This is a genomic window from Microbacterium sp. IO18 (genome assembly GCF_049099505.1).
Classification (GTDB): Bacteria; Actinomycetota; Actinomycetes; order Actinomycetales; family Microbacteriaceae; genus Microbacterium; species Microbacterium aurugineum.
In genome coordinates, this window is sequence record NZ_JBMJAF010000003.1 from 44,478 (window position 1) to 60,347 (window position 15,870).

Below are 15,870 nucleotides of genomic sequence, written 5' to 3' on the forward strand. Positions count from 1 at the left end.
GTTCCATCTTGTCGCGTGTTCCATCTTGTCGCGTGCGAGTGCAGAAACGCGCCTGACAGCCCCGTCTCCGGCGCACTTTTGATCCCGCAACCGGCGGGGGGACGGGACGGGACGGGGACGGGGGCGGGGGGGTCAGCGGGGGAGGGGGCCGGGGCCGTCGCGCAGCTCGAAGACGAGCTGCGTCTCGGTGCCGCGCACGACGGGATGGACGGTGATGTGCTCGAGGACGATGTCGCGGAGCGCCGTCGCGTCCTCCACGGCCACATGCACGAGGAAGTCGTCGACGCCGGCGACGTGGAACACCTGCAGCACACGCGGGACCCCGGCGAGCGCATCGAACAGCGCCGTCACCTTGTCGCCCGTGTGATTCGCGAGCCGCACCTTGATGATCGCCTGCAGCGGGAAGCCCAGGGCCGCGCCATCCACACGGATGCGGGTGTCGCGGATCACCCCGCGCTCGCGCAGGGAACGCACGCGATGCGCGCACGTCGACTCGGCGAGACGCAGGCGGTGCGCCAGGGCTTTGTTCGTGATCTCGGCGTCGCGTGTGAGGACCGCGAGCAGTTCGAGGTCGGTCTCATCGAGTTGTGCTTTCGCCAACCTTCGGCTCCTTCGTCGGACGGATCCTGCACAGAATAGCGAAACCGACCCGATTCATGGTGGATCCTGTCGACTTCCTGCAAAAGTGCCGCGATTCCGGCAACGTGGAGGCATGACTGCTCCGTTGCATCCCGACACCGTCGCCGTCCACACCGGCCGTTCCGACCTCGAGGGTCTCGGGGTGCACGCGTTGCCGATCGACCTGTCGACGACCAATCCGCTCCCCGACATCGAGCGCGGGGGCGACTCGTACGAGGCCATGGCCACAGGTGGTCGCCCGCCGGCGGACGGCAGCATGGTCTACGCCCGGCTCTGGAACCCCACGGTCGCCCGGTTCGAGGACGCTCTGGCCGAACTCGAGCATGCAGAGGCCTCGGTCGCGTTCGCCTCGGGGATGGCGGCGATGACAGCGGTGATCCTCGCGCACACCGGCGCGACGGGCGCACGCCACGTGGTCGCGGTGCGTCCGCTCTACGGCGGCACCGATCACCTGCTCGGCTCCGGACTGCTCGGCGTCGAGACCACGTACTGCCATCCCGACGAGGTCGCCGCCGCCGTGCGTCCGGACACCGGCCTCGTCGTCGTCGAGACCCCGGCGAACCCGACCCTCGACATCGCCGACATCGCCGATGTGGTGCGCCAGGCCGGGTCGGTGCCGGTCGTGGTCGACAACACGTTCGCGACCCCGGTGCTGCAGAACCCGATCGATGTGGGCGCCGCGATGTCGCTGCACAGCGCCACCAAGTACCTCGGCGGCCACGGCGATGTGATCGCCGGTGTCGTCGCCTGCAGCGAAGAGACCGCGGAGGCGCTGCGCCGCGTGCGGGCGGTGACCGGGGGGCTCCTGCATCCGCTCGGGGCGTATCTGCTGCACCGCGGCCTCACGACCCTGCCGGTGCGGGTGCGGCACCAGCAGGAGAGCGCGCAGCGGGTCGTGCAGTGGCTGACCGACCGGCCGGAGGTCGCCGAGGTCTTCTATCCCGGGCTCGACGGCGATCCGCGCGGCATCCTGGAGCGGCAGATGCGCGGCACGGGGGCGATGATCGCGATCCGGATGCGGGGCGGATTCGCTGCCGCCTCCGCCGTGACGACGGCGACGAGGTTGTTCACCCATGCCGTCTCGCTCGGCGGCGTGGACTCGCTGATCCAGCACCCGGCGGCGCTCACCCACCGGCCCGTGCCGCCCGAGGCCCGCCCGGCCGCTGATGTGCTGCGGCTGTCGATCGGGTTGGAGGACGTCGATGACCTGATCGCGGATCTCGCGCAGGCTTTCGCCGTCGCCGATTCCTCCCGCAACGGCGCGCCGGCAGAGGCCGTTCCCGCGTAGCCGCAGGAGGATCCGCGTCAGAGCGAGGGCAGGCGGATCGTCCCGGTCGCGATGCGCTCGGTCGGCATCCGATCGCGATCGTAGGTGATCTCGTGGTAGCCGTGCGGGGTGGGCACCCCGTCGTCGTCCAGGCTCACGAACACGATCTTCTCGATCGTCAGGATGCGCTTGCGGGTGATCATGTTGCGAGCCACGGCGCGCATCGTCAGGGAGGTCGTGCCGAAGTGCGTCGCTTGCAGGCCGATCTCGATCAGGTCGCCCTGCACCGCGGAGGCCTCGAAGTTGATCTCCGAGATGTGCTTGGTGACGGCGCGATAGTTGCCGAGCTGGACGATCGCGTAGATCGCCGCCTCCTCATCGATCCACTTCAGCAGGCTCCCGCCGAACAGGGAGCCGTTCGCATTGAGGTCTTCCGGGCGCACCCACTTGCGGGTGCGGAAGTTGAGTCCGTCTTCCGACCACTGCCAGGCCGGTGCCTTCTGCTTCGCCATGAGCTCGAGGGTAGGGGTGCCGTGAGTCGGCGATGTTACGGCGCGTTTTCGACATCTGCTCAGGGCAGAGCCGCCCACGGCAGAATCCCGCCGGACGCGGCACGCGAGAGCGGAAGCTGGGGGCATGAGCGAAGACAACCCCATCCCGCACTTCGGCCCCGAGGCCCGGCGCGCGCTGTTCCACGAGCGGGTGCTCGTGCTCGACGGCGCGCTCGACGACGACAACGGCACCCTGCTGATGACGCAGCTGCTCGCACTGTCGTCCGAGGACCCCGTCGCCGACATCGCCCTCTGGATACACTCGCCCGGCGGCTCCGTGCCGTCCATGCTCGCGATCCGCGACCTCATGCGACTCGTTCCGAACGACGTCGCGACCCTGGCCCTGGGGCTTGCCTGCAGTGCGGGGCAGTTCCTGCTCTCCGCGGGCACGCCGGGCAAGCGACGCGCCCTCCCGCACGCGCGCATCCTGATGCATCAGGGGTCCGCGGGGATCGGCGGGTCCGCCGGCGAGCTCGAGACGCAGGCCGACGATCTGCGCCACATGCGTGACACCGTGCTCGGACTCATCTCCGCCGACACCGGGCAGCCCCTCGAGCGCATCTTCGAGGATTCGCTCCACGACCGCTGGTACACCGCGACGCAGGCGCAGGAGTACGGGTTCATCGACGGGATCGTGGCCTCGATCGCCGAGGTGATGCCGCGACGACGCCCGCGGGTCGGACTGGGGGCGGACGCATGAGCAGCTACACGATCCCGAACGTGATCGCGCAGCATCCCCGGGGGGAACGTGTCATGGACGTGTACTCGCACCTCCTCGCCGAGCGCGTCATCTATCTCGGCACCGGCATCGATGCGGGCGTCGCCAACGCGCTGATCGCCCAACTGCTGCACCTCGACGCCGACAGCCCGGAGTCCGGCATCCAGTTCTACATCAACAGCGAGGGCGGCGACCCCGGAGCAGCGCTGGCGATCTACGACACCATGCGGCACATCCGCCCGCGCATCGCCACGACGTGTGTCGGACAGGCGATCGGACCCGCAGCGCTGCTCGTCGCCGCGGGAGAATCCGGGGAGCGAGCCGCCCTCGCGCACGCGCGCATCGTGCTGCATCAGCCCGCGGGACAGTCCCGAGGTGCGATCCCCGACCTGATCCTCGCGGCGGACGAGGTGGTGCGGGTGCGCTCCGACATGGAAGAGATCCTCGCCGAGCACACGGGTCGCACGGTTCCGGAACTGCGCGCCGACACCGACCGCGACCGGGTCTTCACCGCCTCCGCCGCCCGGGACTACGGCCTGATCGACACCGTGCTGGGCGCGCGCACCTGACGGATGCCGGACGGATGCATGACTCACGGACGGATGCATGAGTGGCGCGGTGCTCGTGGTCATGCATCCGTCCGCGGCTCATGCAGGTGAAGCACGCCGCAGGGCAGGTGGGCACGCCGCAGGGCAGGTGGGCACGCCGCAGGGCAGGTGAAGGACGCCGCAGGGCAGGTGACGCACGCCGCCGGACGGATGGCTGACGCGCGAGGCTCAGGCGGCGAGAGCGAAGGCGCCGCGCGGGACCGTGGTGGTCGTGCGGAGTTCCTCGGCGACGGCGCTCGTGAGCTCGATCAGGCTCGTGTCCAGAGCCCCTGCGATCGCGGCGATCATCTCGCTCGACGGCTCCTTCAACCCGCGCTCGACCTCGGAGAGGTATTGCGGCGAGAGGCCGGCCTTCTCCGCGGTGGCGGTGAGCGTCTCGTCGCGGTCGTGTCGACGTCGGCGCAGCTGGTCGCCCAGGAGGTGTCGCCACAGGGGCTCGGGTCCGTGGGGCTGTGGACGGTCGGAACGAGGAGTGCGCGGGAACGGGACGATGTCGGCCATGCCTCACGATAAACCGGGGTCTCCGGAGGCTTCGAGCGGTTCTGCTCAGAGCAGAACCGGACGTTTACAGGGCTGCGGTGACTCCCGGCAGCAACTTGCCGAGGATCGCCCCGAGCTGGTCGCGCTCATCGGGGGTGAGCGGATCCAGCACCAGTTCGCGCACCTGCTCGACGTGCACCGGAGCCGCCGTGCGCAGCATCTCCCGACCGGCAGGGGTGAGAGCGGCCGAGAGGGTTCGCTTGTCGGTGCTGCAGGACGTGCGCTCGACCCAGCCGCGCTCCTCGAGCGAGTCGAGGGCATGGCTCAGGCGTGAGCGGCTGAGCCCCGCGATGCGTGCCAGTTCGGTCATCGTGACGATGCCGTCCCCCTGCCCGGCGAGCGTGACGAGGATGGCGTAGCGGGCGTGGTTGAGGCCGACCTCCTCCTTCAGGGTGCGGTCGAGCACCTGCGGGAGGAGCTGGACGAACCGGATGACGGGGAGCCAGGTGTCCATCTCGGTGTCGTCGAGTCGCCGCGGATGCTGCTGCTCCGCCGTCATGGTGTCCTCCTCGGGTGTCACGCCGGGTGTCACGCCGCCGACAGGTCGAGCGTGTGCGCCGTGTGGTCCCTCTTGGCCTGCAGGTAGCGCGAGTTGGACTCCGACAGGTGCACCTCGGTGCGCACCCGCTCGGTCACGCGGATGCCGAGCGCTTCAAGCTGCACGGCCTTGTCGGGGTTGTTGCTGAGCAGGCGGATGCCGTCGACGCCGATCGCGTTCAGCATCTGGGCGGCCACGGTGTAGTCGCGCTCGTCCTCGCCGTGTCCCAGGGCGACGTTCGCCTCGTAGGTGTCCAGCCCTGCGTCCTGCAGGGCGTAGGCGTCGAGCTTGGCGTAGAGGCCGATGCCCCGACCCTCCTGTCGCAGGTAGAGCAGGAAGCCGCCGTCCTCCGCGATCCGCTCCACGGCTTCGCGCAGCTGGGGGCCGCAGTCGCAGCGCTCCGAGCCGAAGACGTCGCCGGTCAGGCACTCGCTGTGCGGGCGCACGAGCGGGGCCTCGCCGCCCTCGGTCGCGCGTTCGAGCGCTGCACGCCAATCGCCGAGTCCGAGCAGCAGGTGCTCGCGGCCGTCGATGAGTCCGTCGAAGGTGACGACGTCGGCGGTCGTGGAGAAGCCGTCGCCGAAGCGCAGCGGCACCCGGACGCGCGTGCGCTCCGTGGCGACCGGAGCGACGGTTGAAGTTTCAATCATGCCGGGTGCAACGCGCAGTCCAGCGGAGTATTCCCCGACCCTCGGATGTCTCCTGGTCGTCTACCTGTCAGGCGGGCGTTCCGCCGGAGTGCGCCGCACGAGCTTCAGCTCGCTCGCGAGGATCCCGAGCACCACGAGTGCCCCGCCGATGAGTGCGGTCACGGGCAGACGCTCCCCGGCGATGCGTCCGATGACGCCGGCCCACACCGGCTCACCCGCGTAGATGATGGTCGCGCGCGTGGGGGAGACCGACTTCTGCGCCCAGTTCATCGTCAGCTGGATCAGACAGCTCGCCGCTCCGAGGCCGACCGCGCAGCCGACCCAGATCCACGAGAACTCCGGCACGCTCTCACCCACCACGGGCATCGTGAGCAGCCCCAGGACGCCGGCCGTCAGCAGCTGGATCACCGTGATGCGGCCGAGATCGACCTTTCCCGCGAAGAGGCTGATCAGGATGATCTCGGCGGCGATCGGCAGCGTGCTGATCATGGTCACGATCTCACCGGTGCCGAGGGTGAGCGCGAAGGCGTCGGGCCCGGCGATGAACAGCAGTCCCACGAACGCCAGCCCCGCGCCGACGAAGGCCATGACCGGAGGACGCGTGCGGAACACGGCCCACTGCGCGAGCGGGACCAGGGGCACGTACATCGCGGTGATGAAGGCGGAGGTGCTGCTGTCGATCGTCTGCAGACCTTGCGTCTGCAAGCCGTAGCCGAGGTAGATCATCACCCCGATCGCCACGCCCGCGCCCACGTCGCGCCACCGGATCCCGCGCAGCACCCGGCGGAAGATCACGACGCTGATCAAACCCGCGATCAGGAAGCGGATGCCCACGAAGAACCAGGGGCCGGAATGGTCCATCGCCCAGTGCACGAGCAGGAAGGTGCCACCCCAGACCGCGGTGATCGCGAGGAGCGCGGCCTCCTCCGGGCGGAACCGCATCCAGCGAAGTCGAGAGGGCATCGTGGGCCCTTTCTCGACGTTGCCGGATCGAGCCTAGTGGCCGGAATCCCCTTTCGAATCGCGCAAATGGTCCGATTCCGGCGCCGGATGCGGCCATTCACGCGATTCGAAGGCGAGGACGGGGTGACCCGAGGATTCGGTAGCCTCGCAGCATGAGCGACTTCGTGAGTGCCGTCGAGCTGAACGATCTGTTGACCCGGGGCGCACCGGTGCGCGTGATCGATGTGCGGTGGCGGCTGGATCGCCCGGAGGCGGGGCACGACGACTACCTCACAGGACACATCCCCGACGCCGTGTTCGCCGTGCTCGACACGGAGCTCTCCACGCACGGAGAGCCCTCGGACGGACGGCACCCGCTGCCGTCGACGGCCACGCTCCAGGCCGCGGCTCGGCGCTGGGGCATCCGCGCGGGCGACACGGTGGTCGCCTACGACGATGCCAAGGGCGCGGCGGCGGCGCGCGCGTGGTGGCTGCTGCGGCAGGCGGGGGTCGACGTGCGCGTGCTCGCCGGCGGCCTCCGCGGGTGGCAGGCCGAGGGATTCGAGGTCGCGACCGATGACGTGAGCCCGGAGCCCGGCGACGTGGTGCTCGAGGAGATCGGGCGCGATGCCCTCTCGATCGACGAGGCGGCGGCGTTCCCGGAAACCGGAGTCCTGCTCGACGTGCGCGCCCCCGAGCGGTACCGCGGCGAGACCGAGCCGCTCGACCCGGTGGCCGGTCACATCCCCGGCGCGCGCAATCTGCCGACCACGCTCCACCTCGACGACCAGGGGAGACTCCTCGACACCGATACCGTGCTCGCCACCCTCGCGGCGGTCGGGGTGACCCCGGGCACACCGGTGGCTGCGTACTGCGGTTCGGGCGTGACCGCCGCCCACACCGCGCTGGTCCTGCACGAGGTGGGCATCGAGGCGAAGGTGTTCCCCGGATCCTGGAGCCAGTGGTCGAACACCCCTGGCCGCCCGGTGGCGACCGGTGATCAGCCGGGCTGATCCTCGCGGGGTCCGTATCCCCAGCGCAGGCCGAGCGCGCCGGGGCCGAACGCCCGGCGCACCAGGTGCACCGAGGTGCCTCGGGGCGGCGGCAGCGGTGTCAGGGTCACGCCTTCAGGGGTCTCGAGGTGCTCCTCGCACCAGTCCGGGATCGCGTCCGGATGGAAACGGGTCCACACCAGCAGTTCCCGGGCCTTCTGGGCCAGCGCGTGCCCGGTGTCGCGCGTCTCCGGGTAGTCGGGCGGATACTCCGCCGACCACTCGACCATCGCGGTGTCCGGGGCCGTCAGAGGGATATCGAGCTCGAACAGCACCCCGTGGACCTCGCCGTCGGGGTGGGAGTACCGTGCGGCGATCCTGCCTCCGGAGACGGCTTCGATCACGGGTGCGGGCGTGCGAACCCCGGGAGTGATCTCCAGGAACGGGATCGCCGTGATGGTGCCGACCGTGGACTGCACGATGCTGCGGGTGACGCTGTAGGCGATGTTGCCGTCGGCCCCGACATCCGTCACCGAGTGCGTCGTGAGCTCTCGGGAGGTGTCGGGATACGACGCACCGAGCGCCTGGAACGCGTCCATGACCGCGCGCTCGAGCTCTTCCTCATCGATCGGGAACTGATTGGGCCCGAGCGGGCCCGTGCGGTTCGTCGACCGGAGAAGCCTGCTCAGGGCTCCGGGCTCGAGCCGGAGGAGGTCCTCGATGTCGGCGAGTGCGGCGAGCGACTGCACGCCCTCGGGGTGCCGGGCGCCGGAGCGCCAGTAGCTCAGGGTGGCCATCGAGACGCGGTTCCCGCGTGCGTTGAGCTGTTGCTGCAACCAGGAGAGTGTCACGTCCCTGGCGTTGATCGCGTCGCGCAGCGCTCCCGCGAATGCGCCGGATCCGGGTCTGCGCGCGTCATATTCGTAACTCATCACAGCCCCCATCCGGTATGTGAAGCCCACCGTCCTAGAGTGAGCATACGACCGCACGCGCATACCTCAGGGGACCGGGTGGGCATGTGGGGTCACTTGGCCGTCGTCGCAGGTAGGGTGCCCGACCGTGCGAGGACCGGCCTGACGCAGTGATGCCCCCCTTGCTGCGTACGTCGTGAAGCCCGGCAATCGATCTGGGGAGATCCGCCGGGCTTCACGAAACCTCCTCCGCACGCCGCGGGCGTTGCGGCTCTGCGCCCCCGCGTAGACTGGGAGGAACACCCCGGAGGACTCTGGATCGTCATGTCTGCCCCTGCTCGCGCATTCACCATGCGCCACGTGCAATTGCTGCGCGCACTGTTCGCCGCCGTCGCCGCCCTGATGATCACCTTCTCGTCGGACCACTCCGCTCCCGTCGGCCTCTCGGTGTTCAGCGGCTTCGTCTTCGTCACCGCGCTCATCCAGCTGCTGGCCGCGTGGCTGGTGCTCCCCGCGGGGTCCCGCTGGCCGTACATCCTGCTCGGCGTCCTCGGCACCCTCGCCGGCGCCGTGAGCGGCATCCCGGCCTGGCGCTCCGATGACCTGTTCTTCATCGTCGTCTCGACCTGGGCGATCCTGAGCGGCGGCATCGAGCTCCTCGCCGGCATCCGCTCTCGTCGAAACGCCGATCCGCTGTCCCGTGATGCGATCACGGTCGGCGCGCTGGGGGTGCTGCTCGGGATCGTGCTGCTGCTGATCCCGGCCGGCTTCGTCCAGGAGTACACGATCGAGAAGGCCGGCACGTTCGTGTTGTCCGGCATCATCCTCGGCGTCGGGATGTTCGGTGGGTACGCGGCGATCCTCGCCGTCTTCCTCGGCATCGCCGGCCTCACCCCGAAGCGAGTGGACACCGTCACCGCGGTCTCCGAATCGAACGACGACACCGCCGCTGCGGAGCACGGAGGAACGCGATGAGCGACGAGAAGCCCACCCGTCGGGACATCCTGCGCCCGCTGCACCTGCTGCTGATCGCGCTGGGTTGCGGCGTCTTCGCCATGGTCGTGACGCTGGTCTCGACCGGAGCCTTCACCGCCAGGGTGAACACGGCGATCGCGAACGGCAGCTATGACGGGTTGACCCCGGTGGCGCTCGGCCTCGTGGTCGGCGGTGGCGCGTTCATCGTCACGCTCCTGATCCTCGCGATGCTGATCCTGGCGGTCGACCCCGCCGATGTCACCAAGACGATCGACCGTCCGGTGCTCTACGACGACCCCGAGCCCGAGGGCGAGGCGGACGGCGAGCAGCCCGGCCGCGCGGCTTCGTCGTGACCGTCGGGCGTGCGGCATCCCCTGCTGTTCCGCCCTCGTCCGGAATAGTCGCGCCGTCCGACCGCTTGTTCCTGAAGTGACCGCCCCCGTCGACCGCGCCTCCATCGGACTCCGCTCGGCGCGAGGCCCCATCCTCGGCGCGCTGATGCTCGCCACCGGCCTCATCGCGATCGACGCCACGATCCTCGCGACCGCGGTCCCGAGCATCGTCCGCGATCTCGGCAGCTACCAGCAGTTCCCCTGGCTGTTCTCGGTGTATCTGCTGGCGCAGGCGGTGAGCGTCCCCATCTACTCCCGGTTCGCCGACACGGTGGGCCGCAAGCCGATCATCCTCCTCGGGATCGCCCTGTTCCTGCTCGGCTCCGTGCTCTGCGGGTTCGCGTGGAGCATGCCCGCGCTCATCCTGTTCCGCCTCATCCAGGGCTTGGGGGCGGGCGCGGTCGCGCCGATGGCGATGACGATCGTGGGCGACATCTACACGGTCGCCGAGCGCGCGAAGGTGCAGGGGTACATCGCGAGCGTGTGGGCGATCTCTTCCGTGGTCGGACCTGCGCTCGGCGGCATCTTCGCGCAGCTCGATGCGTGGCGATGGATCTTCTGGGTGAACATCCCCCTGTGTCTGATCGCCGCGTGGATGCTGCAGCTCAAGTACAAGGAGGAGAAGCAGACCCGTCGGCACCGGATCGACTACGCCGGGGCCGTCCTGCTCACGATCGGGCTCACCGGTCTCATCCTCGGGATGCTCGAGGGTGGGAACGCCTGGGACTGGATCTCCGTGCCGAGTGCGCTCTGCTTCGGGGTCGGCGTCGTGGCCCTCGCGTTCTTCGCGATGGTCGAGCGGCGGGCGGCGGAGCCGATCGTCGACCTCCGGCTCGCGGCGCGGCCGTTGATCCTGACGACCACGCTCGTGTCACTCGGGGTGGGGGCGCTCATGATCGGTGTGACCAGCTTCGCCCCCGCGTACCTGGAAGGGTCACTGGGCATCGCGCCCCTCCTGTCCGGCCTGGCGGTCGCCGCCTTGACTCTCGGCTGGCCCATCGCCGCGGCGAACGTCGGACGACTGTACCTGCGTATCGGCTTCCGCCGCACCACCCTGATCGGCATGAGCATCGCCACGTTCGCGGCGACCGTGCTCGCCGCGGTCTCCTCGTGGCCGAACCCGTTCGTGATGTCGGTGATCGCGTTCGTGCTCGGCTTCGGCCTGGGCTGGTCGGCCGCCCCGACCCTGATCGCCGCGCAGTCCTCGGTGGGCTGGGGGGAACGCGGTGCCGTGACGGGCATGAACGCCTTTGCACGTTCCGCCGGTAGTGCGGTGGGCGTGGCGGTGTTCGGCGCGATCTCCAACGCGGTCATCGCGCAGGGTGCGGGCGCCGACGACCCGGAGACGATCATCCACGCCTCAGTGTGGGTGTTCGTCGCCGTCGCCGCGACGGCCATGCTCACGCTGCTCGCTGCCGCATTCATGCCGCGGGATCACGTCGAGCGCCACTCCGGCGAACCGGCCTAGCGGCGAGAGCGGGTCAGCGGGCCAGGCGCTCCGCGATGCCGGTGTAGGTCGCGGGGGTCAGCGCGAGGAGTCGCTGCTTGGCGGCATCCCCGATCTCGAGGCCCTCGACGAACGTCGCGAGCTCTGCTGCGCCCACCCGGTGACCCCGCGTGAGCTCCTTGAGGAGCGCGTACGGATCCGTGATCGTGGACCGACCGGCCACCACCTCGGCGCGGATGACGGTCTGGATGGCTTCGGCGAGCACCTCCCAGTTCACGTCGAGGTCGGCGAGCAGCACGTCGCGCGAGAGCGAGATCGCGTTGAGGCCGCGACGCAGGTTGTCCAGCGCGAGCAGCGAGTGTCCGAAGGCCACACCGATGTTGCGCTGCGTGGTCGAGTCGGTCAGGTCGCGCTGCAGGCGGCTGGTGACGAGCGTCTGGCCGAGCGAGGCGAGCAGGGCGCCCGAGATCTCGAGGTTCGCTTCGGCGTTCTCGAAGCGGATCGGGTTGATCTTGTGCGGCATCGTCGACGAGCCGGTGGCCCCGGCGACGGGGATCTGCGCGAAGTACCCGAGCGAGATGTACGTCCAGATGTCGGTGGCGAGGTTGTGCAGGATGCCGCCCGCGTGCCGCACACGGTCGTAGAGCTCGACCTGCCAGTCGTGCGACTCGATCTGGGTCGTCAGGAGGTTGAAGCCCAGCCCCATGCCCTCGATGTACTCACGGGCGATGGTTGGCCAGTCGGCGTCGGGGTCGGCCGCGAGATGCGCCGACCAGGTCCCGGTCGCACCCGAGAACTTGGCGAGGTACTCGGATGCCGCGATCTGACCGCGCACGCGCTCCAGACGCCACGCGAACACCGCGAGCTCCTTGCCCATGGTCGACGGGGTCGCGGGCTGGCCGTGCGTGCGGGAGAGCATGGCCGCATCGGCGTGCTCGACGGCGAGTTCGCGGAGCTTCGCGATGACGGTGTCGAGGGCGGGGAGCCAGACCTGCTCGACCGCCCGCTTCACGGTGAGCGCGTACGAGGCGGAGTTGATGTCCTCGCTCGTGGCGGCGAAGTGCGTGAGTTCGGCGATGGCGTCGAGGCCGAGCGTCGAGAGACGGTCGCGCACGAGGTACTCGATCGCCTTCACGTCGTGCTGCGTGACGGCTTCCTTCTCGGCGAGCCAGTCGATCTCGGCCTGGCCGAAGTCGCGATACAGCGCGCGCAGGCGATCCTTGTCGGCATCCGAGAGCGGCGTCGTCTCGAACAGCGAGCGGTCGGTCAGGGCGATCAGCCACTCGACCTCGACCTCGACCCGCGCGCGGTTGAGTCCGGCTTCGGAGAGGAAGTCGGCGAGACCGGTGACGGCGCCGCGGTAGCGACCGTCGAGCGGGCTCAGGGGCTGCGGCGGGAGCGAAGGCTGGAAAGTCAGGGGAGTCCTCCTGATCGGGCCCCTCAGATGCGGGGCGTGCGGGGCTGGCGCAGGGCGGGCTCCAGTTGGCGGAACAGACCCCGGGTCGCCGTCTCAATCATACCGAGCACCGAATCGAACATCTCCGCCCCGGCGTAGTAGGGATCGGGGACATCGTGGGTCGAGGCGTTCGGGTCGAAGGCCATCAGCAGGGTGACCTTGCCCTCCTCATCTTCGTCGCGCGCCCACTCCCGCAGGATGCGTTCGTGCGTGCGATCGAGTGCGACGACGAGGTCGTTCTCGGCGAACGAGGCGAAAGTGAACTGCCGTGCGCGGTGGAGCGAGCCGTCGTACCCGCGGCGGGAGAGCGATTCGATCGTGCGTTCGTCGGCGCGCTCGCCGAGGTGCCAGTCTCCGGTTCCGGCGCTGCGAGAGACGATGCGCGATCCGAGTCCCTGCTTCTCGGCGAGGTCGCGGAACACGACTTCGGCCATGGGGGAGCGGCAGATGTTCCCTGTGCACACGAAGATCACGCGGAAGGGAACGGGGGATGTCACAGGTACATTCTGCCCGCCTCGGGCCATCCTGCACAGCGTGGAGGAGTCCCCACCTCTCCACCGGCCGTGGGTATGGCGCTCAGAGACGTCGGCCGATCCCGCAGGCTGAAGCCATGTACTCGCTCTCCCCTGGACGTGTGTTCACCTCCGCCGAGGTCTGGGCTCGGCTCGTCGCCCACCGAGAGATCGGGGCGGCCGTGTCGATGCTGGAGGATGCGGGTGCGGCGCTGGTGGGACTCGTCGACGACGCGGACTGGCAGTCCGAAGGATTCCGTGCGCTGCACGACCTGCTGGGACGGCTCCGAGAGGAGACGGGCGTCGAACTCGGACACCTGACCGTGCGCGAGTGGGAGCTCGGAGCGCAGGGGTGAGCGGGCTCGAGATCGGGCACGGCGGGGCGATCGCCGTCGACACCGGACAGCTGCGCGACGTCGGATCCCGGATGCGCGGCGTGGCCGAGCGCTACGAAGACGCCCGTTCCGCGGTCGTGCGAGCGCAGGAGATGATCCTCTCGGCACCGGCCGCCTGTCCGCAGGTCGATGTGAACGCCTTGGCAGCGAGTGCGGAGCGACTCGGCGCCCTGGGGGCCGAACTCCTCGACGCGTGCGTGGGCACGGAGCTGATGGCCGATGCCTTCGAGGTCGTCGAGCTGCGGGCCGAGATCGAGGCGCTGGCCCTCACCGACGCGGCGGCAGCGGCAGCGGCAGAGGCGCGTCTGGAGCAGTTGGTGAGCGGCGACGAGCGGGTCGGGGTGATGGCCGAGTGGCTGGTGGCGGGCTGGGAGGATCGGCGGTTCCAGGGGGCGGGACGCCAGTTCGACGCGGGCGGCCTGCTCTCTCCTGTGTTCCTGGCCGGGGCGTTCATCGGCGTCGCCGCGGGGCTCGGCGCGGTGGTCGCAGGGGCGCCGCTGAAGGGGCGGCCGGATCCGATCCGGGTGACTCCGGTCAAGGCCTCGACCCCTGCCGCGCCGCAGAACCTCGCCGGCGCGCTCCGGCGGATGCCGTCTTCGACCGCACAGGTGGCGGTGGAGAAGTACACGATGGCCGACGGCGGGACCCGCTTCGTGACGTACATCGCGGGAACGAGGAACGGTGCGCCGTGGGAGGGCGGGAAGGGGGAGCCGTGGGACATGAAGTCGAACGTCGAGCTGTATCAGGGACACACGTCGGCGTCGTATCAGGCGACCCTCGACGCGCTGACCGAGGCGGGGGCGGAGCCCGGCGACCGGGTCGACGTGGTCGCCTACTCGCAAGGGGGCATGATCGCGGCGCACCTGGCGACGGAGAGCCCCTACGACGTCGGCATGCAGGTGACCGCGGGGAGTCCGCAGCAGCCTTCGCTGGGTGACGATCAGACGCTCATCCAGCTTCGACACTCCGATGACCTGGTCTCGAACCTCGCCGCGGGTGGGTCGGCGGCGGGCACCGGGTCGGCGGACAGCTTCACGGCGACGCGTGTCGGTGATCCTCGGGCCGGGCTTCAGGATGTCGCGCTGCGGGCGCACGCGCTCGAGACGTACATCGAGACGGCCGAGATGGTCGATGCGTCGGATGACCCGCGGGCCGAGGCCCTCGACGCCTACTGGGCCGAGCTCGCCACCGCGGTGGAGATCGAACGCACCGAGTACCGCGCCGAGAGGACACCCCGCTGAGCGGGACGACGCTGCGGCTCGAGGCCGGGGCCTCAGTCGCGGCGGGAGTTCTTGTTCTGCGGGCGCAGGATGAAGCCGAAGATGCCGTTGATCACCGAGATGATGAGCGCGGCGAGCACGCCCCACCAGAAGTCGCCGATCGCGAGGCCCCATCCGAAGCCGCTCGTGATCCATGCCGTCAGCCACAGCAGGAAGCCGTTGATGACGAAGCCGATCAGGCCGAGCGTGACGATGTAGAGGGGGAACGCGACGATCTTCACGACGGTGCCGATGATCGTGTTCACGAGCGCGAAGATCGCGGCGACCGCGAGCAGGGTGAGCACCAGCTGCAGGGTCTCCCCGGGCGGGAAGGGCGTGATCACGACCTGCAGAGCCGGGATCAGGGTGACGACCCAGATGGCGAAGGCGTTGACGACGACGCGGATGAGGAAGCGCATAGTCCGACCAGTGTCCCACGGACGTCCGCGGCTGTCAGCCTGCTGCCGGGCTGATCGCGCGGACGCTCAGCGTCGGTTCGAGCGGAGCAGTGCGGCGATCTCGTCGAGATCGGCCAGGCTCTGGGCTGCGCGGAGGATGAGGTCGAAGGCGACCTCCGTGTTCATGTCGATGACGATGCTGTTCATTTCGAGGAACGTGAGAGTGATGATCCAGGAGAAGCGCTTGTTCCCATCGAACAGAGGGTGGTTCTGGCTCAACGAGGACAGGAGGGCGGCAGCCTTGACTTCGAGGTCCGGGTACGCCTCGACACCGAACATCGAACTGGAGGGACGGGCCAGGGCAGAGGAGAGGAGCCCGATGTCTCGGATGTGGAGGCCCAGTTCCTCGGCGACCGCGACGGCGTGTGGAAGCTCGAGGTACCGGGTCACGCGTCTTCGAGTTTCTTGAGAAGGTCCGCGTACCGGTCGGAGATGCCGCGGGCGATGCCCACCGCTTGCTCGGTGGTTACCTCCTCGCGGAGGAAGCGATCCGCCGCCTCGATCAGGAGGGCGTGCTTCGACGTGTGTCGTCGTGATGCCAGCTCGCCGAGCTGCGCATCGAGTTCTTCCGGAAGTCGCACCGTCATCGCCATACCAAAATGGTACCACCGCGCATCGGG

Annotated in this window: 21 protein-coding genes; 9 read left to right on the forward strand and 12 right to left on the reverse strand. The window is 69.4% G+C overall.

The annotated features are described in order from the left end of the window. Positions 1 to 132: 132 nt before the first annotated feature. Positions 133 to 600, reverse strand: a complete 468-nt coding sequence (locus ACLF6J_RS16605; RefSeq protein WP_047524371.1) for an Lrp/AsnC family transcriptional regulator — start codon at positions 598 to 600, stop codon at positions 133 to 135. 112 nt (positions 601 to 712) lie between these two features. Between ACLF6J_RS16605 and ACLF6J_RS16610 the strand changes: the two genes are divergently transcribed. After that, the gene (locus tag ACLF6J_RS16610; RefSeq protein ID WP_134352503.1) at positions 713 to 1,927 is read left to right on the forward strand and encodes a trans-sulfuration enzyme family protein; all 1,215 of its coding nucleotides are present in this window, start codon (positions 713 to 715) and stop codon (positions 1,925 to 1,927) included. Between the two features lie 17 nt (positions 1,928 to 1,944). On the opposite strand, the gene ACLF6J_RS16615 is transcribed toward ACLF6J_RS16610, so the two are convergent. After that, entirely contained in the window at positions 1,945 to 2,418 is a 474-nt protein-coding gene (locus tag ACLF6J_RS16615; RefSeq protein ID WP_052193822.1) for an acyl-CoA thioesterase, read from the reverse strand. A 124-nt stretch (positions 2,419 to 2,542) separates the two neighbouring features. Here ACLF6J_RS16615 and ACLF6J_RS16620 point away from each other — a divergent pair, with 124 nt between their 5' ends. Then, positions 2,543 to 3,157 carry a ClpP family protease gene (locus ACLF6J_RS16620; protein WP_131493575.1) on the forward strand — a complete coding sequence of 205 codons (615 nt, stop codon included), beginning with the start codon at positions 2,543 to 2,545 and terminating at the stop codon, positions 3,155 to 3,157. Beyond that, positions 3,154 to 3,744 (forward strand): ClpP family protease, encoded by a 591-nt coding sequence (locus ACLF6J_RS16625; protein WP_134352502.1) that lies wholly within the window; start codon positions 3,154 to 3,156, stop codon positions 3,742 to 3,744. The genes ACLF6J_RS16620 and ACLF6J_RS16625 overlap by 4 nt, the downstream gene beginning before the upstream one ends. A gap of 207 nt (positions 3,745 to 3,951) precedes the next feature. On the opposite strand, the gene ACLF6J_RS16630 is transcribed toward ACLF6J_RS16625, so the two are convergent. From ACLF6J_RS16630 to ACLF6J_RS16645, 4 genes are all read right to left on the reverse strand, one after another. Continuing rightward, positions 3,952 to 4,284, reverse strand: a complete 333-nt coding sequence (locus ACLF6J_RS16630) for a helix-turn-helix domain-containing protein (protein WP_134352501.1) — start codon at positions 4,282 to 4,284, stop codon at positions 3,952 to 3,954. A 64-nt stretch (positions 4,285 to 4,348) separates the two neighbouring features. Continuing rightward, positions 4,349 to 4,822: a MarR family winged helix-turn-helix transcriptional regulator gene (locus ACLF6J_RS16635; RefSeq protein WP_134352500.1), complete on the reverse strand. Its 474-nt coding sequence runs from the start codon at positions 4,820 to 4,822 to the stop codon at positions 4,349 to 4,351. A 29-nt stretch (positions 4,823 to 4,851) separates the two neighbouring features. Next, positions 4,852 to 5,511: a GTP cyclohydrolase II gene (locus tag ACLF6J_RS16640; RefSeq protein ID WP_047524366.1), complete on the reverse strand. Its 660-nt coding sequence runs from the start codon at positions 5,509 to 5,511 to the stop codon at positions 4,852 to 4,854. Between the two features lie 60 nt (positions 5,512 to 5,571). Beyond that, positions 5,572 to 6,474 (reverse strand): DMT family transporter, encoded by a 903-nt coding sequence (locus ACLF6J_RS16645; RefSeq protein ID WP_166804668.1) that lies wholly within the window; start codon positions 6,472 to 6,474, stop codon positions 5,572 to 5,574. 152 nt (positions 6,475 to 6,626) lie between these two features. Here ACLF6J_RS16645 and ACLF6J_RS16650 point away from each other — a divergent pair, with 152 nt between their 5' ends. Next, on the forward strand, positions 6,627 to 7,466 hold the full coding sequence (locus ACLF6J_RS16650) for a sulfurtransferase (RefSeq protein WP_134352499.1): 840 nt from the start codon (positions 6,627 to 6,629) through the stop codon (positions 7,464 to 7,466). On the opposite strand, the gene ACLF6J_RS16655 is transcribed toward ACLF6J_RS16650, so the two are convergent. Beyond that, positions 7,454 to 8,377 carry a hypothetical protein gene (locus ACLF6J_RS16655; protein WP_134352498.1) on the reverse strand — a complete coding sequence of 308 codons (924 nt, stop codon included), beginning with the start codon at positions 8,375 to 8,377 and terminating at the stop codon, positions 7,454 to 7,456. The genes ACLF6J_RS16650 and ACLF6J_RS16655 overlap by 13 nt on opposite strands. Positions 8,378 to 8,680: 303 nt before the next feature. Here ACLF6J_RS16655 and ACLF6J_RS16660 point away from each other — a divergent pair, with 303 nt between their 5' ends. The 3 genes from ACLF6J_RS16660 to ACLF6J_RS16670 all read left to right on the forward strand — a co-directional run bounded on the left by ACLF6J_RS16660 (position 8,681) and on the right by ACLF6J_RS16670 (position 11,191). Next, positions 8,681 to 9,331, forward strand: a complete 651-nt coding sequence (locus tag ACLF6J_RS16660) for an acyl-CoA synthetase (RefSeq protein WP_134352497.1) — start codon at positions 8,681 to 8,683, stop codon at positions 9,329 to 9,331. Further along, positions 9,328 to 9,684 carry a hypothetical protein gene (locus ACLF6J_RS16665; protein ID WP_047524192.1) on the forward strand — a complete coding sequence of 119 codons (357 nt, stop codon included), beginning with the start codon at positions 9,328 to 9,330 and terminating at the stop codon, positions 9,682 to 9,684. Before ACLF6J_RS16660 ends, ACLF6J_RS16665 begins: the two co-directional genes overlap by 4 nt. Before the next feature lie 76 nt (positions 9,685 to 9,760). Beyond that, a complete protein-coding gene (locus ACLF6J_RS16670) occupies positions 9,761 to 11,191 on the forward strand; it encodes an MFS transporter (protein WP_047524193.1) in 1,431 nt (476 codons plus the stop codon). A gap of 13 nt (positions 11,192 to 11,204) precedes the next feature. On the opposite strand, the gene purB is transcribed toward ACLF6J_RS16670, so the two are convergent. Both purB and ACLF6J_RS16680 read right to left on the reverse strand, forming a co-directional pair. Next, positions 11,205 to 12,587: an adenylosuccinate lyase gene (gene purB / locus ACLF6J_RS16675; RefSeq protein WP_052193805.1), complete on the reverse strand. Its 1,383-nt coding sequence runs from the start codon at positions 12,585 to 12,587 to the stop codon at positions 11,205 to 11,207. A gap of 23 nt (positions 12,588 to 12,610) precedes the next feature. Continuing rightward, a complete protein-coding gene (locus ACLF6J_RS16680; protein WP_208526489.1) occupies positions 12,611 to 13,150 on the reverse strand; it encodes a low molecular weight protein-tyrosine-phosphatase in 540 nt (179 codons plus the stop codon). Between the two features lie 86 nt (positions 13,151 to 13,236). Here ACLF6J_RS16680 and ACLF6J_RS16685 point away from each other — a divergent pair, with 86 nt between their 5' ends. After that, the gene (locus ACLF6J_RS16685; protein WP_047524195.1) at positions 13,237 to 13,494 is read left to right on the forward strand and encodes a hypothetical protein; all 258 of its coding nucleotides are present in this window, start codon (positions 13,237 to 13,239) and stop codon (positions 13,492 to 13,494) included. Continuing rightward, positions 13,491 to 14,774 (forward strand): hypothetical protein, encoded by a 1,284-nt coding sequence (locus tag ACLF6J_RS16690; protein WP_134352496.1) that lies wholly within the window; start codon positions 13,491 to 13,493, stop codon positions 14,772 to 14,774. Before ACLF6J_RS16685 ends, ACLF6J_RS16690 begins: the two co-directional genes overlap by 4 nt. 32 nt (positions 14,775 to 14,806) lie before the next feature. Here ACLF6J_RS16690 and ACLF6J_RS16695 read toward each other — a convergent pair whose 3' ends face one another. The 3 genes from ACLF6J_RS16695 to ACLF6J_RS16705 form a co-directional block, all read right to left on the reverse strand. Next, positions 14,807 to 15,211, reverse strand: coding sequence for a phage holin family protein (locus ACLF6J_RS16695; RefSeq protein ID WP_134352495.1), 405 nt, complete (start codon positions 15,209 to 15,211; stop codon positions 14,807 to 14,809). Positions 15,212 to 15,277: 66 nt separating this feature from the next. Further along, positions 15,278 to 15,640, reverse strand: a complete 363-nt coding sequence (locus ACLF6J_RS16700) for a type II toxin-antitoxin system death-on-curing family toxin (RefSeq protein ID WP_134352494.1) — start codon at positions 15,638 to 15,640, stop codon at positions 15,278 to 15,280. Beyond that, positions 15,637 to 15,843 (reverse strand): ribbon-helix-helix protein, CopG family, encoded by a 207-nt coding sequence (locus ACLF6J_RS16705; protein WP_047524198.1) that lies wholly within the window; start codon positions 15,841 to 15,843, stop codon positions 15,637 to 15,639. The genes ACLF6J_RS16700 and ACLF6J_RS16705 overlap by 4 nt, the downstream gene beginning before the upstream one ends. Positions 15,844 to 15,870: the final 27 nt, after the last annotated feature.

Coding starts and splice junctions, on each gene's coding strand:
- ACLF6J_RS16665 (WP_047524192.1), top strand. CDS start 9,328: ATGAGCGACGAGAAGCCCACCCGTCGGGACATCCTGCGCCCGCTGCAC.
- ACLF6J_RS16630 (WP_134352501.1), bottom strand. CDS start 4,284: ATGGCCGACATCGTCCCGTTCCCGCGCACTCCTCGTTCCGACCGTCCA.
- ACLF6J_RS16610 (WP_134352503.1), top strand. CDS start 713: ATGACTGCTCCGTTGCATCCCGACACCGTCGCCGTCCACACCGGCCGT.
- ACLF6J_RS16615 (WP_052193822.1), bottom strand. CDS start 2,418: ATGGCGAAGCAGAAGGCACCGGCCTGGCAGTGGTCGGAAGACGGACTC.
- ACLF6J_RS16655 (WP_134352498.1), bottom strand. CDS start 8,377: ATGAGTTACGAATATGACGCGCGCAGACCCGGATCCGGCGCATTCGCG.
- ACLF6J_RS16640 (WP_047524366.1), bottom strand. CDS start 5,511: ATGATTGAAACTTCAACCGTCGCTCCGGTCGCCACGGAGCGCACGCGC.
- ACLF6J_RS16635 (WP_134352500.1), bottom strand. CDS start 4,822: ATGACGGCGGAGCAGCAGCATCCGCGGCGACTCGACGACACCGAGATG.
- ACLF6J_RS16645 (WP_166804668.1), bottom strand. CDS start 6,474: ATGCCCTCTCGACTTCGCTGGATGCGGTTCCGCCCGGAGGAGGCCGCG.
- ACLF6J_RS16695 (WP_134352495.1), bottom strand. CDS start 15,211: ATGCGCTTCCTCATCCGCGTCGTCGTCAACGCCTTCGCCATCTGGGTC.
- ACLF6J_RS16660 (WP_134352497.1), top strand. CDS start 8,681: ATGTCTGCCCCTGCTCGCGCATTCACCATGCGCCACGTGCAATTGCTG.
- ACLF6J_RS16650 (WP_134352499.1), top strand. CDS start 6,627: ATGAGCGACTTCGTGAGTGCCGTCGAGCTGAACGATCTGTTGACCCGG.
- ACLF6J_RS16625 (WP_134352502.1), top strand. CDS start 3,154: ATGAGCAGCTACACGATCCCGAACGTGATCGCGCAGCATCCCCGGGGG.
- ACLF6J_RS16680 (WP_208526489.1), bottom strand. CDS start 13,150: ATGGCCCGAGGCGGGCAGAATGTACCTGTGACATCCCCCGTTCCCTTC.
- ACLF6J_RS16705 (WP_047524198.1), bottom strand. CDS start 15,843: ATGGCGATGACGGTGCGACTTCCGGAAGAACTCGATGCGCAGCTCGGC.
- ACLF6J_RS16620 (WP_131493575.1), top strand. CDS start 2,543: ATGAGCGAAGACAACCCCATCCCGCACTTCGGCCCCGAGGCCCGGCGC.
- ACLF6J_RS16685 (WP_047524195.1), top strand. CDS start 13,237: ATGTACTCGCTCTCCCCTGGACGTGTGTTCACCTCCGCCGAGGTCTGG.